16 protein-coding genes and 1 tRNA gene are annotated in these 15,259 nt (G+C 57.6%); 9 read left to right on the top strand and 8 right to left on the bottom strand.

All coding sequences use genetic code 11. From position 1 onward, the window contains the following. Window positions 1-42 precede the first annotated feature (42 nt). Window positions 43-207, top strand: coding sequence for a hypothetical protein (locus AB3Y40_RS15725; protein ID WP_369439827.1), 165 nt, complete (start codon window positions 43-45; stop codon window positions 205-207). A 157-nt stretch (window positions 208-364) separates the two neighbouring features. Here the strand turns inward: AB3Y40_RS15725 and AB3Y40_RS15720 are convergent, their stop codons facing one another. After that, entirely contained in the window at window positions 365-958 is a 594-nt protein-coding gene (locus AB3Y40_RS15720; protein WP_369439826.1) for an HD domain-containing protein, read from the bottom strand. Between the two features lie 137 nt (window positions 959-1,095). Between AB3Y40_RS15720 and AB3Y40_RS15715 the strand changes: the two genes are divergently transcribed. Then, complete coding sequence (locus AB3Y40_RS15715; protein ID WP_369439825.1) at window positions 1,096-1,401, top strand: hypothetical protein; 306 nt, start codon at window positions 1,096-1,098, stop codon at window positions 1,399-1,401. Here the strand turns inward: AB3Y40_RS15715 and AB3Y40_RS15710 are convergent. Further along, window positions 1,377-2,141 (bottom strand): class I SAM-dependent methyltransferase, encoded by a 765-nt coding sequence (locus AB3Y40_RS15710; RefSeq protein ID WP_369439824.1) that lies wholly within the window; start codon window positions 2,139-2,141, stop codon window positions 1,377-1,379. The two genes, AB3Y40_RS15715 and AB3Y40_RS15710, sit on opposite strands and share 25 nt — an antisense overlap. A 129-nt stretch (window positions 2,142-2,270) precedes the next feature. Between AB3Y40_RS15710 and ahcY the strand changes: the two genes are divergently transcribed. The 3 genes from ahcY (at window position 2,271) to AB3Y40_RS15695 (ending at window position 4,887) form a co-directional block, all read left to right on the top strand. Continuing rightward, on the top strand, window positions 2,271-3,659 hold the full coding sequence (gene ahcY, locus AB3Y40_RS15705; RefSeq protein ID WP_369439823.1) for an adenosylhomocysteinase: 1,389 nt from the start codon (window positions 2,271-2,273) through the stop codon (window positions 3,657-3,659). Window positions 3,660-3,671: 12 nt separating this feature from the next. Further along, entirely contained in the window at window positions 3,672-4,409 is a 738-nt protein-coding gene (locus AB3Y40_RS15700) for an extensin-like domain-containing protein (RefSeq protein WP_369439822.1), read from the top strand. 136 nt (window positions 4,410-4,545) lie between these two features. Next, complete coding sequence (locus AB3Y40_RS15695) at window positions 4,546-4,887, top strand: DUF2853 family protein (RefSeq protein ID WP_369439821.1); 342 nt, start codon at window positions 4,546-4,548, stop codon at window positions 4,885-4,887. A 54-nt stretch (window positions 4,888-4,941) separates the two neighbouring features. Here AB3Y40_RS15695 and AB3Y40_RS15690 read toward each other — a convergent pair whose 3' ends face one another. From AB3Y40_RS15690 to tsaD, 4 genes are read right to left on the bottom strand one after another with little or no spacing between them, the layout of a single operon-like run. Further along, window positions 4,942-5,334 (bottom strand): DUF1761 domain-containing protein, encoded by a 393-nt coding sequence (locus AB3Y40_RS15690; protein WP_369439820.1) that lies wholly within the window; start codon window positions 5,332-5,334, stop codon window positions 4,942-4,944. Window positions 5,335-5,386: 52 nt separating this feature from the next. Beyond that, complete coding sequence (locus tag AB3Y40_RS15685; protein ID WP_369439819.1) at window positions 5,387-5,806, bottom strand: EVE domain-containing protein; 420 nt, start codon at window positions 5,804-5,806, stop codon at window positions 5,387-5,389. A gap of 2 nt (window positions 5,807-5,808) precedes the next feature. Further along, complete coding sequence (locus tag AB3Y40_RS15680) at window positions 5,809-6,768, bottom strand: NAD(P)H-dependent glycerol-3-phosphate dehydrogenase (RefSeq protein ID WP_369439818.1); 960 nt, start codon at window positions 6,766-6,768, stop codon at window positions 5,809-5,811. Continuing rightward, on the bottom strand, window positions 6,765-7,841 hold the full coding sequence (gene tsaD / locus AB3Y40_RS15675) for a tRNA (adenosine(37)-N6)-threonylcarbamoyltransferase complex transferase subunit TsaD (protein WP_369439817.1): 1,077 nt from the start codon (window positions 7,839-7,841) through the stop codon (window positions 6,765-6,767). The genes AB3Y40_RS15680 and tsaD overlap by 4 nt, the downstream gene beginning before the upstream one ends. A 78-nt stretch (window positions 7,842-7,919) precedes the next feature. Between tsaD and AB3Y40_RS15670 the strand changes: the two genes are divergently transcribed. The 4 genes from AB3Y40_RS15670 to AB3Y40_RS15655 all read left to right on the top strand — a co-directional run bounded on the left by AB3Y40_RS15670 (window position 7,920) and on the right by AB3Y40_RS15655 (window position 11,513). Continuing rightward, complete coding sequence (locus AB3Y40_RS15670; protein ID WP_369439816.1) at window positions 7,920-8,621, top strand: uroporphyrinogen-III synthase; 702 nt, start codon at window positions 7,920-7,922, stop codon at window positions 8,619-8,621. 82 nt (window positions 8,622-8,703) lie between these two features. After that, window positions 8,704-9,930, top strand: coding sequence for a COG4223 family protein (locus AB3Y40_RS15665; RefSeq protein WP_369439815.1), 1,227 nt, complete (start codon window positions 8,704-8,706; stop codon window positions 9,928-9,930). Window positions 9,931-9,941: 11 nt separating this feature from the next. Next, window positions 9,942-11,393 (top strand): heme biosynthesis protein HemY, encoded by a 1,452-nt coding sequence (locus tag AB3Y40_RS15660; protein WP_369439814.1) that lies wholly within the window; start codon window positions 9,942-9,944, stop codon window positions 11,391-11,393. A 44-nt stretch (window positions 11,394-11,437) separates the two neighbouring features. After that, window positions 11,438-11,513, top strand: a tRNA-Thr gene (locus AB3Y40_RS15655). Window positions 11,514-11,658: 145 nt separating this feature from the next. Here the strand turns inward: AB3Y40_RS15655 and AB3Y40_RS15650 are convergent. Together AB3Y40_RS15650 and AB3Y40_RS15645 are read right to left on the bottom strand one after the other, a co-directional pair. Further along, window positions 11,659-14,004: an ATP-binding protein gene (locus AB3Y40_RS15650; RefSeq protein ID WP_369439813.1), complete on the bottom strand. Its 2,346-nt coding sequence runs from the start codon at window positions 14,002-14,004 to the stop codon at window positions 11,659-11,661. An 84-nt stretch (window positions 14,005-14,088) separates the two neighbouring features. Beyond that, the gene (locus AB3Y40_RS15645) at window positions 14,089-15,246 is read right to left on the bottom strand and encodes an RsmB/NOP family class I SAM-dependent RNA methyltransferase (RefSeq protein WP_369439812.1); all 1,158 of its coding nucleotides are present in this window, start codon (window positions 15,244-15,246) and stop codon (window positions 14,089-14,091) included. Between the last annotated feature and the right edge of the window lie 13 nt (window positions 15,247-15,259).

The following is a 15,259-nucleotide window of genomic DNA, read 5'->3' as shown; positions in this document are numbered from 1 at the left end:
ACCCCTTATCTGTTGGTCATCGACTGATGAAAGGAACAGACCATGCTATCAATTTTTGCTTCATCGTTTCAAACGGCGGCCCGTCAGGACAATTGGGCGGCACCAACATATTGGACAACCCATCGCCGCCCAATCAACCGGCGTCAGGCGCAGCAGATCGAGGCCGAGCGCAAGCTTGCACAGCTGCGCAACGTTGGCATGTGGTAATGGCTAAAGATCGATGCGCTTAAGGATGCGGTCCAGGCGTGTGCCATCCATTGCGCATCATAAGGCGTTTGGTGCGCAGTGGTTTCACCAGCCAAAATGATTTCGTTTGTCAGTGTTGTCATGGCCACGGCATCGTCAGTGGTGGCCGGACGAATAATCATAGGTCTGCCATCAGGCTTTGGCAGCGCGCAGTGAAATCCTGGCGTACCTCGACGGGGGGTCGCAAGCGAATATCCAGCGATTGTGCAAGCGTTGGGTCTTGCTTGCCAAAGAACCTATCCGCTTCGGCGCGTGTGAAACCTGCGATCTGGATTGCTTCCAGCCACGCAGACAATTTGTCGGCGCGCTTGATCTGCTTTTTAACGGTCACCGGGATCTGCGCAGGCAGTCCGAACCGGAGATGAACGGCAGCGGTCAGCCGATCATCAAGCTGGCCGTAACTTGGGCCAACCGCGGCCTTCACGGGGCTGATCATATCGCCGATGACATATTCCGGCGCATCGTGCAGCAACGCGGCCAATTGCCATTTGATAGGGGCCTTTGGGTTCTGCGAGCGAAAGATCTGCTCCACCAGAAGCGAATGTTCGGCAACCGAATAGGCAAAATCACCTTTGGTCTGCCCATTCCAACGTGCCACAAAGGCCAACCCATGGGCGATATCTTCGATTTCGATGTCCACCGGGGTCGGGTCCAGAAGGTCCAGCCGACGGCCCGATAACATCCGTTGCCATGCACGAGTTTGCTTTGCCATTTGCACTTAGTGCCGTGGATGGATCGCAGGGTCAAAGGGGCGTTAGCAAACTTTTTGCCTTTTTGTTCCATGGTAAACGCACAGGGAGGCGAATTTGTCTCGCGCGGAAAACTGCGCCCGAAATGGGAGCCTCGAAAATGGCCCGACGTCACGTACTTGCGGCAGCAGCCGCCACGATTATCGCCACGACAACCGTTGTGCAGGCGCAACAGACCTGTCTAACCCGCGAAGTCATCGTTCAAAAATTGGGCGAAGGGTATTCAGAACGACTTGTTGGCCGCGGCCTGCAAGGTGAGGCGCGCCTGTTTGAGGTGTTTATGTCCCGGGATGGTTCCAGTTGGACCATCATCCAAAGCTTTCCAACCGGCCTGTCTTGTATCATGGCCGCGGGCACGCATTGGCAGCAGGACGATATATCTCAGGTTTTTTCAGCGGACGGCTGATTGGCCCGTTTCTTGCGCAGAAAGATGTGAAACTGGGGCCGCAAGCTGGGTGGCATCAACCAATTGTAGAACATCCACAGCCGCGCGAGCAGCATCTTGTTGCCATGATAGGCCGCGCCAGTCGTCATGAAATAGCTGCAATCCTGATAGTCTTCGGGCGCGAAGAAGCGGCGGATTGTTTGGCGTGTATTCAGACGATACGTCGTTGGAAAGACGTCTTCTTCTTTGCGCTGTGGTGCGAGTTTGCGAAGCACGCCGACATGCATCTTGTTGGGAACTGCGCGGGTGATGATCCCGGTCAAACCCCATTTGTTGGGCGTGCCTGCGCAAATCCAACCGCCCGGTCGCAAGATGCGGTCTAATTCTGCGGCGTAGAATGCAGGATCAGCAATATGTTCGAAGACCATCCATGAAAAGATGATGTCAAAGCTGTTGTCTTGAAACGGCAACGGCGCGCCAACTTTGGCGTGGTGTCGGTCTTCAGTATCGGGGTTTTCGAGCACGACGGGATCGACATCAAAAGCTGCGAAACGCGCCACGCGGCCGGTCAGGTCGGTATGCACACGCGCGCCTTCACTTTCGCCATAGCTAAACCGGCCGCGCCCGGCGCCAAAATCGAGGACATGCGCCTCTTTTGGTAGGATCGATGCCAGTCGCGTGAAAAAAGCGACCCGGCCATTGGCGTGGTGATAGCCGCCTGCGTCGAACTCCGGATAGATCCGCCTTAGAAAGTCACTCATTCCAATGGTTCCGCCAATGCGCTGCGCGCTGCTCTTACCGCGAACTTAACAGCGACAAAAGGTTTCTTGTCCGTTGGGCGGTTCTTTTGTATGCGCAAGCACAAACCAATTGGATTCAGGACACCGAAAATGGCCAAAGACTACGTTGTAAAGGACATCGAACTTGCGGCTTTTGGCCGCAAGGAACTTGATATCGCAGAAACGGAAATGCCGGGCCTGATGGCCTGTCGCGAAGAGTATGGCAATAGCAAGCCGCTGAAAGGTGCGCGGATTGTCGGGTCATTGCACATGACCATCCAGACGGCCGTTCTGATTGAGACTTTGGTCGAACTGGGCGCTGACGTGCGCTGGGCGTCTTGCAACATTTTTTCAACCCAAGATCACGCTGCCGCTGCCATCGCAGAAGCAGGTGTTCCGGTATTTGCGGTTAAGGGTCAAAGTCTGGAAGAGCATTGGGACTATTTGGACAAGTCCTTCATGTTCCCGGAAGGCGCGAACATGATCCTTGATGATGGTGGCGACGCGACGCTTTATGTGCTTCTAGGCGCACGCATGGAAGGGGGTGAGGACGTGCTGGCGGTCCCGACCTCGGAAGAAGAGGAAGTGATCAAAAAGCAAATCCAAAAGCGGATGGCAGAGACCCCCGGCTGGTTCACAAAGACCAAAGCCGACATTCAGGGCGTGTCCGAAGAGACGACGACGGGCGTGCACCGCCTTTACGATCTGCACAAAAACGGTCAGCTGCCGTTCCCTGCGATCAACGTTAATGACAGTGTCACAAAGTCGAAGTTCGACAACAAATACGGCTGCAAGGAATCGTTGGTCGACGGTATTCGCCGGGCTACCGACACGATGATGGCCGGTAAGGTCGCTGTGGTCTGCGGTTATGGCGATGTGGGCAAAGGCTCTGCCGCGTCGCTTGCCGGCGCGGGGGCCCGTGTCAAGGTCACCGAAGTTGATCCGATTTGTGCGCTTCAGGCAGCTATGGACGGATTTGAAGTTGTCGTGCTGGAAGACGTGTTGGACAGTGCTGATGTCTTCATCACAACCACTGGCAACAAGGACGTCATCCGTATCGAGCATATGCGCGAGATGAAGGATATGGCGATCGTCGGTAACATCGGCCATTTCGACAACGAGATTCAGGTCGCCGCGCTGAAAAACCACAAGTGGACCAACATCAAGGAACAGGTGGATATGATCGAGATGCCGTCCGGCAACCGGTTGATCCTGCTGTCTGAGGGCCGCCTGTTGAACCTTGGCAATGCGACAGGCCATCCGTCATTTGTCATGTCGGCCTCTTTCACCAACCAGGTTCTGGCGCAGATCGAACTTTGGACGAAAGGCGATGAGTATCAACCGGGCGTCTACATCCTGCCCAAGCATTTGGACGAAAAGGTCGCGCGCCTGCACCTTGGCCGCATTGGCGTCAAGCTGACTGAGCTGAAGAAAGAACAGGCCGATTATATCGGCGTAACGGTTGACGGACCGTTCAAGCCAGAGCACTACCGCTACTAAGAGGTGGGCAAATTGCCCGCATTCCGCAAGATTACAGGCCGCGCGATCCGACGCGCGGTCTTTCTGTCTGTTCTGGTTTTCGGCTGCATTTTAGGGGCGGCTGCAATCCTGCACCCGGAAACGCCGCTGCCAGATTACTGGAATCCGTTGCGCCCTCTAAACGTCGCGGCACCGCTGACGCCGATGACCACGTGGAAGCTGGGGCGCACTACTGCAGACCCTGAGGCGTGTCTGGCGGCGCTGGGCAAAGTGTCACAGATCACCTCTCGCGCGTCTTTTGCCACGAATAACCCTAATTGCGCGGTCACTAACCCTGTCACGATCCGAGATGTCGGTGCCGCGTCATTGGGGACACTCGAAACAGGGTGCGCTACAGCACTGCGGTTGGCGATGTGGGAACGGCACAGTGTTCAACCAGCGGCACGCGAACACCTGGATACTGACGTGTCCGAAATCCTGGATCAGGGCAGCTACAATTGCCGCGCGATGCGTACGTCTGCCGGCAACAGCACCCGGTGGAGCACGCACGCGACGGCGGATGCGATTGATGTGCGTGGCTTTCGCCTCAGTGACGGCGGTCAGGTCATTTTGCTGCGCGACTGGGGTGCTGAAAGCGCAAAGTCTGCCTTTCTGCGCGAGGTTCAACGGGGGTCGTGTCGGTGGTTCAAGACAACACTGGGCCCTGACTACAATGCTCTCCATGCGGATCATTTTCACCTGCAATCGCGGGGATGGGGCACCTGTCGTTGATCCGCCGATCCGGTTTTTCCCCCTTCTTTTTGCTTGTTCCGGCACACGACCTGTTATTACCTTGCCGCAACGCCTCGCATGGGTGGGGTGAATGGGGCCATTTCAGGCCGAAACACAAACGACGGGGACAGCCATAATGGGCAAAAGAGACGAGTGGATCGCGAAGTACGCGGATGATCTTACAAACAAGTGCGGCATGACACCTGATATGGACCTGCTGACCAAAGTGACCATTGGGTGCGGCCCGGCGATCTACAATGCGGATGCGTCCACCGTGGCTGGCGGCCAAGAATCTGAGCTGGAAACCGTCAAAAACAATTTCCTGATCAAAAAGCTTGGCTTGTCGGACGGGCCAGAGCTGATGGATGCAATCAACAAGGTGATCGAGGTCTACGGCAAGTCAGAGCGCAACAAGTACCGCGCCGTTGTCTATTACATGCTGACCAAGCATTTCGGCAAAGAAAGCGTCTACGGCTAACACCGGACGCAGAATGCTGGAAACGCCCGCCAAAACTGGCGGGCGTTTTTTGGTTTAGAACAATGTCAGTACGATCCCGATAGTAGCTGCTGCCAACACCGCATAGCCGCTGTCGATGATGGCCAGCTTCCAAGGCCGTTTCGAATACCCGGTGTTGATGAAAATCCACGGGCTGATGAAGAACAAGCCAACGCCCAGTCCCGAAATCAGGCCTTTGCCCACGCCGTCGATTCCCGAAAGCGCGAATGTGTGGCGCATCATGCCTGCGACCAGCAGGATCATGATAAAGGACACGATATAGGGGGTCGGCCCGTCTTCTAAGGGCTTGCCATCTTCGCCAACTTCGATGTCAGCGACCTCCATCCAAGGCTTTGATAGCGCCATGTAATAGGCGGCCCCGACTGCAAATGCCGCAACGGCGGCGATGATAACGCTCAAGAATCCCATGATCTTCCCTTCCTGTTGGCTGAGGCGATTATAGGTGGGACCGTTAAAGTTGCTACGGTTTTGTCTTTCCCAGCGCACACAGGATGTTCCATTCATCCGCGGTAACCGGCTGGACCGAAAGCCGAGAGTTCTTGACCAGCACCATTTCTGAGAGGCGTGGATCGGCCTTGATGGTTTCAAGGCTGACGGGTTCGACAAAGGGACGCAAGGCACGGACATCGACGCATTCCCAACGGTCATCATCGGTTGTGCTGTCCCGGTGCGCGGCAGCGCAAACTTCGACAATTCCGACGATTTCAAGGCCAGAGCGTGAATGGTAATAGAACCCGGTGTCGCCGACCGACATGGCGCGCATGTTGTTGCGGGCCTGATAGTTGCGCACACCGTCCCATTCTTCACCCGCGTCGCCTTTGGCAACCAGATCATCCCATCCAAAGACATCGGGTTCGGATTTGAAAAGCCAATGGGCCATTGTCATTCCTCTTTCAACGGGCGCGCCAGTAGAGTCTGAAGCGCGGTTTGGGGGTCAATCTCATGATGGGCGAGTTTGGCGACAATTGCGGTCACCGGCAAATCAAGGCCAAGATCCCGTGCCAGTTTTGTCACCGCACGGGCGGTCGCGGCGCCTTCGACCGTAGTGCCGCTGTCAAAGGACTTGCCAGCACCTAGTGCGAGGCCGAACCGATAGTTGCGCGACAGATCAGATGTGCAGGTCAGTGCCAGATCACCCAATCCTGAAAGCCCGGTCAAAGTGCTCGGGTCGGCGCCCAGATGGTCCGCAATCCGCTGCATTTCGGAAAATCCCCGGGTCAGCAATGCGGCGCGCGCGCTATCACCAAGGCCCGCGCCAATCGCCACGCCGCAGCCAATCGCGACCACATTCTTGAGCGCGCCGCCAAGTTCTGCCCCAATCACATCTGTCGTCGTATAAAGCCGCAAATTCGCGGTTGAAAGCCATTGCTGCAACATCTTGCCAGCAGCCTCATCGCCGCAGGCCAGCGTCAGTCCGGTGGGCAAGCCACGCGCAATGTCATCGGCAAATGACGGGCCGGTCAGCATCGCAGGGGTGGCAGAGGGGACGATGTCGCGCACCAGCGCAGACGGGCCGGTCAGGGTTTCAAGGTCGATACCTTTGCAGCAAGCGACCAGATATTTGTCTGCTAGCGCTCCCGCATTGTCAGTCAGAAAGCCGCGTAAGGTCTGCGCGGGGATCGCCAAAAGCAAAGTGTCGCATGCAAACAGCCGTTGCAGATCACCCGTTGCCAACAATGCATCGGGCAGCGTCACACCTGGCAGGCGAGGGTTCTGGCGGGTGCTTTGCATCTTTTGCGCCGCGCCTGCATTGCGCGCCCAAAGCGTGACGGGTCGTTCATCGCGCGCCAAAGATACAGCCAAAGCCGTTCCGAATGCACCAGCACCAGCGATCCCTATCATGCCTTGGCTCCTTTCTTGCCTGATCCCAGCATGGCCGGGGTGCGGTCGTCCAATGGCCAGCGCGGCCGCGCCGACAGTGTCAAATCATCCCTTTGACCCGCAGCCAAACGCAATCCGCCCGCATAGGCAATCATGGCGGCGTTGTCAGTGCAAAGCGATAGTGGCGGCGCGCTGAATGCGACCGACCGATCTTCACAAAGTGCTTTCAGCCGCGCGCGGATTTCGGTGTTGGCTGCAACACCGCCTGCAACGGCGAAACATGGGGTCGGTGGATCGAGGTCAAGGTAGCGGGCCAGCGCTCGCTCCGTCTTGTCGGTCAGAATATCAGCCACAGCGCGTTGAAATCCGGCAGCAAGGTCCGACTGATCGGCCGCCGTGAGACCGTGTTGGTCTGCTAGGACGGAGTCGCGCGCGCGCAACATTGCAGTCTTAAGGCCGGAAAAACTGAGATCACAACCGGGTCGATCCAACAGTGGGCGCGGAAGTTTGAACCTGTTGGGATTGCCGGTTTCAGCGGCCTTCTGAACGGCTGGTCCACCAGGTTGCCCAAGGCCCAAGATACGCGCTGTCTTATCGAATGCCTCACCCGGGGCATCGTCAATTGTACCACCGATACGGGTAAAGTGGTCGTGCCCGTGAGCGATCAGAAACTGACAATGGCCACCCGAAACCAACAGCATCAGATAGGGATAAGTCACATCGCCCAATAGCATCGGGGTCAGGGCATGGCCTGCAAGATGATTGACGCCGACGAGCGGTTTACCGGACGCGGCAGACAAACCCTTTGCGCACATCACGCCGGACAGAACCCCGCCGATCAGGCCCGGCCCCGCGGTTACGGCAATCCCGTCGACATCATCCAAGGTCAACTTGGCGGTGCTTAACGCCTCTTCAACACTCAGGTCGATCTTTTCGGCATGTGCGCGCGCGGCAATTTCTGGGACCACACCGCCAAACGCGGCATGCAACGTGGTCTGGCCGTAGACCACGGATGACAGAATCGAAGTGCCGCGCACCACGGCGGCGGCGGTGTCATCGCAGCTGCTTTCAATGCCAAGAATGGTGAGCGTCATTGCCGTCCTTACCTTGCGCCGGGTGGTCTGGCAGGTAACACTGAGAGGCCGCGCAAACAATGGCGGCGGAAAAGGTCCATGACACCGACGCTTTTGATCACGCGCCCACAGCCTGCTGCAGACAGCTTTGCATCTGCTGTGATTGCGGCACTGCAAGAGGACGTGCCAGTCGTGATCTCACCTGCCTTACAAATTGTGCCGTTGGATCCTGGCACGATCCCTGCCCCAGCCCATGTCGTTTTTACGTCTGTCCACGGAGTGGCACAGGCCGTTCGGCTTGGCGTTACGAAGGTTCCGGCGTGGTGCGTTGGTGACAAAACGGCAGCCGCGGCGCGCGCGGCAGGTTTTGATGCAACCTCTGCCGGTGGCGCAGCGAACGACCTGATCGCATTGGTCATTGATCGCGCGCCTAACGGGCCGATGTTGCATTTGGCTGGGCGACATCACCGCGGTGACATTGCGGCAAAGCTGTCGCGTGCCGGGTTCCAGTGCACCACCATCGCGACCTACCTCCAAGACCTTTTGCCCCCAACCGAAGCCGCAATCGCGCTTGCACGGGGAACGAAGCCTGTTGTTGCCCCTGTCTTTTCCCCCAGATCGTCCCATATCGTGAACGGGTTGGAGTGGCATGGCCCATTGCATGTAATCGCGATCAGCGGTGCTGTTGCCGAAGAGATGGCGCATATGGGGTGCGATACTATTCAAACGGCCAGCCAACCAACCGAAGCCGCCATGATCACGGCGACCGCCCGGCAGTTGCGGGCGATATTGGATCGGTGAGGTGGCTTGAGGGTCCGAACGGGCCGGGATAACGTAGGCGTTGCGTCCATTCCGGCGCAATTGTCAGCAAAAGGGTGTGGACGTGGCAAAAGAGCCTGCAAAACCGCGCAAGCCGCGGAAGAGCACAAAGCCGAAAGCAGAAACGCCTGCTGAAGAGGTGATCGGGGCAACAGCCGAAGACGTGACTGTCACAGAAGGTGACAAGTCGGGTGCGGTGGCAGAACCTGTACCAGAGTCCGTCGAGGACGCGCCCGCTGAAGAAAAGCCAGTCGAGGAAACTCAGACCGAAACTGAAGAAAAACAGCCTGAATCCACGCCCAGTGCGCCTGTTGCTGCTGCGCAGACGTCGCATCAGCAAAGCATCTTTGTTCCGCTTTTGTTGGGCGGCTTGCTGGCCGGCGGAATTGGTTATGGCACTGCTTATCTGCGCTATGCAGACCAAGAGACGGTCGAACCTGCGGTTTCAGCGGCAGACCTTGCCGAGTTGCGTGACGAGATCGCAGCCTTGCCGGACCCGACAGATACAAGTGATTTGTCAGCGACCGTTGGCGAATTGCGTGATGAAATCGCGCGAATCGATTCCGACGTTGCAGCACTGGCACCGCGCATCGACACGCTTGAACGGCAACCGAGTGGGGATGGCACATTGCCGCAGACCGCAGTGGATGCGTTTGAGGCTGATATGCAAGCGTTGCGCGATCAGATTGCGACCCAACAGGCCGAACTTGCTGCAGTCGCGGACCAGACCGCAGCACGGTTGGAAGACACGCGCGCCGAGGCGATAGCGATTGAACAGAACGCGGTAGAGGCAGCGCGCGCGGCGACAGCCAAAGCATCACTTGCCCGGGTGCAGGGTGCGCTGGAAAGCGGCGCGCCGTTTGGCGGACTGCTGGGAGAACTGGAATCGGCGCTTGGCGGTCCCGCACCCGAAGCGCTTGTCGCTGTGGCTGAAGGAACCGCGACACTTGGCAGCCTTCAATCGGACTTTCCTGCAGCTGCACGGCGTGCTTTGTCTGATGCCCGCGCTGAGGGGGTCGATGGCGATGAATCCTCTGGCATAGGGGCATTCTTGCGAAACCAGCTTGATGTGCGGTCCGTGGCGCCAAAAGAGGGTGCCGGTGTCGACGCCACATTGTCACGTGCCGAGGGTGCGCTGCGTGAAGGGCGGTTGAACGATGCCTTGTCAGAGATCGGAACGCTGCCCGATGTTGCGCGCGCGGCCATGTCCGATTGGCTGACCCAGGCAGAAGCGCGCGCGGCAGCCATTGATGCCGCTGATACCCTTTCCAATTCACTTTCAGACAACTGAAGGCCGCCCTAATGCTATTGTCCTTGATCAAGATTATCGCCTTCATTGCCATCGTGACTGGCCTGACCTACGGCGCCATGCAATTGATGAGTGTCGACGGCGGGGCCATCGTATCCGTTGCAGGCATTGAGATGACGCTGTCACCCCTGCAACTTGTCTTTGGCTTTGTCGGGCTGGTGGTTTTGGTTTGGCTGCTGCTGAAATTGATGACGTTCCTGTTGGCGACTTATCATTTACTGAACGGCGACGAGACAGCGATTTCGCGCTATTTCGATCGCAATCGCGAACGCAAAGGGTTCGAGGCGCTGTCAGAAGGCATGATGGCATTGGCATCGGGCGAAGGGCATCTTGCGATGACGAAGGCACAGCGTGCACAACGTTACCTGAACGCGCCGGAACTGACGACATTGCTGACCGCACAGGCCGCCGAGATGACAGGCGACAAACGTCAGGCCGAGGAAAGCTATAAGGCACTATTGGAGTCCAGCCAGACCCGCTTTGTCGGGGTGCGCGGATTGATGAAACAAAAGCTGTTGGCGGGGGATACCGATACGGCGATGGCGCTGGCGAAAAAGGCTTTCGCCCTGAAACCCAAACATGAAGAGACGCAGGATGTTCTTTTGAAGCTTCAGGCCGAAAAGGAAGATTGGGCCGGCGCGAGAGAAACACTAGGCGCAAAGCTGAAGGCCGGCAATTTGCCCCGCGACGTACACAAACGCCGCGATGCGGTTCTGGCCCTGTCAGAAGCGCGTGACATTATGGAAGACGGTCAATCGATCGAGGCGCGTGAAGCTGCGATCAACGCCTACCGGCTTTCGCCCGATCTAATACCGGCGGCGGTGATGGCTGCGCGCGGCTATATCGCGCAGGACAAACCGAAATATGCAGCACGAGTGTTGTCAAAGGCTTGGGGCGTGCAACCGCACCCGGATCTTGCTGCGGCATTCGCCGAAATCGCGCCGAATGAAACGGCGGCGGCACGTCTTAAGCGGTTCGTGTCCTTGACCAAACAGAACCCCGACAATCCCGAAACCAAGATGCTGCTGGCAGAACTGCATATCGCGGCAGAGGATTTTCCGACGGCGAAACGTGCGCTGGGCGAATTGGTCAATGATGATCCGACTTCGCGAAGCTTGACCTTGATGGCGGCGATTGAGCGCGGCAGCGGCGCCGAAGATGCCGTTGTCCGTGGTTGGCTTGCGCGCGCGTTGACAGCGCCGCGAGGGGCGCAGTGGATCTGTAATAATTGTCAACACATCCACACCGAATGGGTACCTGTCTGCAGCAACTGCGCGTCATTCGACACGCTGGCCTGGAAGCGCCCACCAGCGGGAGAGGTAGCAATGCCAACCGGGACAGAGATGCTGCCGCTGATCGTGGGACAAGAGCCCGCCAACGATGTTGTCATGGTTGAAGACGTCACCGATGTGCCCGAGGCGGAAGTCGTGGAAGAGGCGAAATAGGTCTTTTCCACGCCCGGGCAGGGTGCTAACACACACCCCGGAACGCCGCTGTAGCTCAGCTGGTAGAGCACGTCATTCGTAATGATGGGGTCGTAGGTTCGAGTCCTATCAGCGGCACCACCGACATTCAGAAATTTCCGGCGATTGCGCAGGCAATTGCCAAAATCTGTAGTTCTTGAAACTTATCAATCAGCTCCACTGAATGGCGACGCCATATTGCCGATGATCGGCATCATGGCGTAGCTTGCGTGAATCTTGAAAAATGTCAGTGCAACTGTCCTTGCACGGTTGACGTCAATTCCGTCAAAGAGAATGGCTTGGGCAAGAAGACCGAATTTGGAATGCGGTCGTCGGTGTCGGAAAACGCGTCTTCGGCGTATCCGGACACAAACACAACTTTGGTATCTGGTCGATCCACCAGCGCCTCTCTGACCCAGGTTGGTCCATCCATGCCGGGCATAATGACGTCGGTGACGAAGATATCGACGCTCAAATCCTTGTCGGACAAAAGCTCCAGCGCCGCCTCGGCGCTGTCTGCTTCGAGCACCGTGTAGCCGCGTAATTGAAGCGCGCGGCTGGCAAAGGCCCGTACGGGTGCTTCATCTTCGACCAGCAATACCACCCCTTCGCCGGCCTCGCTGCGGATGCGTGGTTGTTCAACCACCAGCGGTAAACTTTCGGCGACCGGCAATGTGTAGGCGGGGAACAACAGCTGAAATTCGGTCCCCGATGTCATGTCACTGGTCGCAAAGATGAAGCCGCCGGTTTGTTTGACGATGCCATAGACGGTCGACAAGCCAAGACCTGTGCCTTCGCCAGTGCGTTTGGTGGTGTAGAAGGGTTCGAAAATCTTGGGCAGGCGTTCAGGTGGGATACCGTGCCCTTCATCAATGACTTTGACCACGACGTATTCGCCAGGCGGAATCGTGGCGCGATCGCGTTCGAGTACCCGTTCCACGACCATATTCTCTGTCTTGACTTTGATCTCGCCGCCTTTGGGCATGGCATCGCGGGCGTTGACCACAAGGTTCATCATAACCTGTTCCAACTGCCGCTTGTCGGCTTTGATCGAGGCAAGGTTCTGATCGTGATCTAGCGTCAGACGCACCTTTTCACCTACAAGCCGGTTCAGCAGATGGGTCAGATCGGCAAGCGTGTCACGCAAATCGATCCGTTCGGGCTGCAGGTTTTGTTTGCGGGAAAACGCCAAAAGCTGGCCAACAAGGCTTGCCGCCCGGTTTGCGTTTTGGTGAATCTGAATGAGATCGCCGTAGTCCTGATCGCCCTGGTCATGGCGCAACAAAAGCAAGTCGCAATGCCCTGAGATGGCGGTAAGCAGGTTGTTGAAATCATGCGCAACCCCGCCTGCCAATTGCCCGATGGCCTGCATTTTTTGGCTTTGCACGAATTGCGCTTCGAGCGTTTTGAGTTCGGTCACATCGTTCAGCACCGCAATCAGTTGCGGCCCCTCGCTGCCTTGGGCGTGGTTCAGCGTGACCTGCACGAATGTTTCATGATGATCCCCGCGTCCGCGTAGAAATTGAGAAACATGTCCGCCTTGACCGTTAACAGCCTCGCGCAGCCAATCGCCGATGGGGCGGCCAAGACCATCAAGGACATCCTGCACCTTTTGTGACCGCGATTCGTCGATCCCGAGCAGCTGCCGTGCCTCGCGGTTCGAGGCGAGAATATCCCCTTCCTCTGCGATCTTCATCAGCGGTACTGGCAGGTCCTCGATGGCATCCCAGCCGCCTGCCATGGGTCGCGCAATTGATCCGGACCCTTCGTGGGTTGGCAATGCATAAAGCTCTCTTCGCCCGGCGGGTCCGTTCACAATGGCAACCAGGACATCTTGTGCGCCATCTTCGCATTGGACGCGCAGTACCTGACCGTTGCTCAACTCGGTCGTTCCAAAGACATCAACCAGCGATTTTGGCCGACGCCCAAGCAATTTGCGAAATGCTTCATTCAGATAGAGGATCGCGTTCGACGGCCCCACAGTCATCATCGGCAGCGTCAGGTTATCCGCAGCGCGCCCGGATGATCGGGTGTTTTTGCCGGTGTCGTCCAGACGCCAAAGCTGCGCGTCGTCGGCCACCTGGACCACCGACAGCCGGAATTGACCATTACGAGTCGAAAGGTCCTCTTTGGCAGACCCTACAGTAAAGGCCCGGTTCTGAAGTCGGTATAGAGCTACCTCAGGATTGGCGAGAATTTTGCCAAATGCGGTCGTCAGATGGTCCTCGCTGGCGTCGCCAAAACGTTCTTCGGCCGCGGCATTGGCGAATCGAATCTCACCTTCAGCATCTGTCAGAAAGGCAGGGTCTGTGTCGTGGCTGATCAACGCACGTACAGCGTCTTCCAACGCAGCCTTTTCGCGCTGCTCCTTCTTTTGCGCGGGGCTTAGCGCGGCCGGCCAGCGCCCAGCGTAGATGGCAATCACTGTCAGGGATAACGCGAAAATACCAAGCCCAATCCGCAAAAGCGGATGGTTAAGAAACACCGATGCGGCAGAGGCAATTGCGGCGCACAAAAGGAATACCCAAGCCGGCGGACCGAGCCGTCCATCATCCGTCACCAATGTGCGCAGCTGCCGTTGATCCGCGTCCAAATCCGAGCCCCTTTGTGTTGGGCTTTGCTAGCGCAGACTGCTTAACTAAACATTAAGCGCGCTGAGCATTCTTGGGACAGGCAATCAGACAAGTTGCAGGATCGCAAGAAAAAACCCGTCATGCGTGTGTGTTGGCAAGAGCTGCTCACGGACCGTAAGCCGGAAATCGGGATGCTCTTTCAAGAAATCGTCAACAATTTCATCGTTCTCCTGATGCAGGACAGAACATGTCGCATAGGCTAGATGACCATCGTCTTTTACCCGTTTTGCCCCTTGTCGGATTACGTCTCGCTGCATTTCGGACAGTTCTGCAAGGCGGGCCGTGTTCAGTGTCCACTTTGCCTCGGGCGTGCGGCGCCACGTGCCGCTGCCTGAACAGGGGGCGTCGCAGAGCACCAGATCGTACATGTTTTTCGGTGCATCTACTGCAATGGTGATCGACACATCGGCGCGTGCGGCACGCGCGGGGATATCCGCCATCCGCCGCGCAGCGATGTCATGTGCCGTAATCTGGGCATCAGTCATATCGGCCAGTGCCAGCGCCTTGCCGCCACCGCCCGCGCAATAGTCCAGCACACTGCCACCGACAAAGGGCGCAACCGTCTGCATCGCCCATTGAGAAGCCGCATCTTGCAGCTCGACCAGGCCATTCTGAAACGCAGCGCTCACCGCGACGCGCCGCGGGTTTTCCACAACCTGCAAGGCTGTTTTGATATCAGCGATTGGTTCGGTTTTGACGCCGTCGTCCGCCAGCGCCAATTGTGCGGTGTCCCGACTACCGCTCCGCAGGTTCACGCGCAACGACACCGGCGCGCGGTTCTGTTGGCATGTAGCTGTTTCCCTCGCTTGGTCCCCCAGATCGGCCTGCCAGGTGGGCCAAAGCCAATCGGGCATGTCGAATGCCTCGGCATCGGTCATTTCAGGTGATTTCGGTGCAGCCTCTGTTGTTGTCAGTTCGGTTGGACCATAACCGCCTGCGCCAAAGACGGTGGTGGGATCAACTCCACCTTTGCGCAGTAAGCCAAGGATCAATGCGCGCCCACCGGTTCCGCCGCCCCAAGCGGCGACGCTGCGCTTTTGTCGCAGGACGTCATAGACGTGATCGCGGATCGCCGCGCGGTCCTTTGACCCGGCAAAGCGGTTTTGGCGCGCCCAGGTCGTCAGCACCTGTTCTGCCGGTTGCGCGGCGCCAATCAAGTCAAGAATTTCGATCGCAGCGGCATAGCGGGCAGCAGGTGTCATGCGGTTACCGCAC

Source organism: Yoonia sp. R2331 (assembly GCF_041103235.1).
In the GTDB taxonomy this organism is placed as follows: Bacteria; Pseudomonadota; Alphaproteobacteria; order Rhodobacterales; family Rhodobacteraceae; genus CANMYO01.
Note: the sequence above shows the minus strand (reverse complement) of the source record. Positions and strands in the feature narration are given on the sequence as shown.

What these genes read in the sequence shown, in the direction of transcription:
- AB3Y40_RS15715 (WP_369439825.1), top strand. Translation starts at nt 1,096, where the DNA reads ATGGCCCGACGTCACGTACTTGCGGCAGCAGCCGCCACGATTATCGCC.
- AB3Y40_RS15670 (WP_369439816.1), top strand. Translation starts at nt 7,920, where the DNA reads ATGACACCGACGCTTTTGATCACGCGCCCACAGCCTGCTGCAGACAGC.
- AB3Y40_RS15680 (WP_369439818.1), bottom strand. Translation starts at nt 6,768, where the DNA reads ATGATAGGGATCGCTGGTGCTGGTGCATTCGGAACGGCTTTGGCTGTA.
- AB3Y40_RS15695 (WP_369439821.1), top strand. Translation starts at nt 4,546, where the DNA reads ATGGGCAAAAGAGACGAGTGGATCGCGAAGTACGCGGATGATCTTACA.
- AB3Y40_RS15690 (WP_369439820.1), bottom strand. Translation starts at nt 5,334, where the DNA reads ATGGGATTCTTGAGCGTTATCATCGCCGCCGTTGCGGCATTTGCAGTC.
- AB3Y40_RS15725 (WP_369439827.1), top strand. Translation starts at nt 43, where the DNA reads ATGCTATCAATTTTTGCTTCATCGTTTCAAACGGCGGCCCGTCAGGAC.
- AB3Y40_RS15710 (WP_369439824.1), bottom strand. Translation starts at nt 2,141, where the DNA reads ATGAGTGACTTTCTAAGGCGGATCTATCCGGAGTTCGACGCAGGCGGC.
- AB3Y40_RS15660 (WP_369439814.1), top strand. Translation starts at nt 9,942, where the DNA reads ATGCTATTGTCCTTGATCAAGATTATCGCCTTCATTGCCATCGTGACT.
- AB3Y40_RS15685 (WP_369439819.1), bottom strand. Translation starts at nt 5,806, where the DNA reads ATGGCCCATTGGCTTTTCAAATCCGAACCCGATGTCTTTGGATGGGAT.
- tsaD (WP_369439817.1), bottom strand. Translation starts at nt 7,841, where the DNA reads ATGACGCTCACCATTCTTGGCATTGAAAGCAGCTGCGATGACACCGCC.
- ahcY (WP_369439823.1), top strand. Translation starts at nt 2,271, where the DNA reads ATGGCCAAAGACTACGTTGTAAAGGACATCGAACTTGCGGCTTTTGGC.
- AB3Y40_RS15720 (WP_369439826.1), bottom strand. Translation starts at nt 958, where the DNA reads ATGGCAAAGCAAACTCGTGCATGGCAACGGATGTTATCGGGCCGTCGG.
- AB3Y40_RS15645 (WP_369439812.1), bottom strand. Translation starts at nt 15,246, where the DNA reads ATGACACCTGCTGCCCGCTATGCCGCTGCGATCGAAATTCTTGACTTG.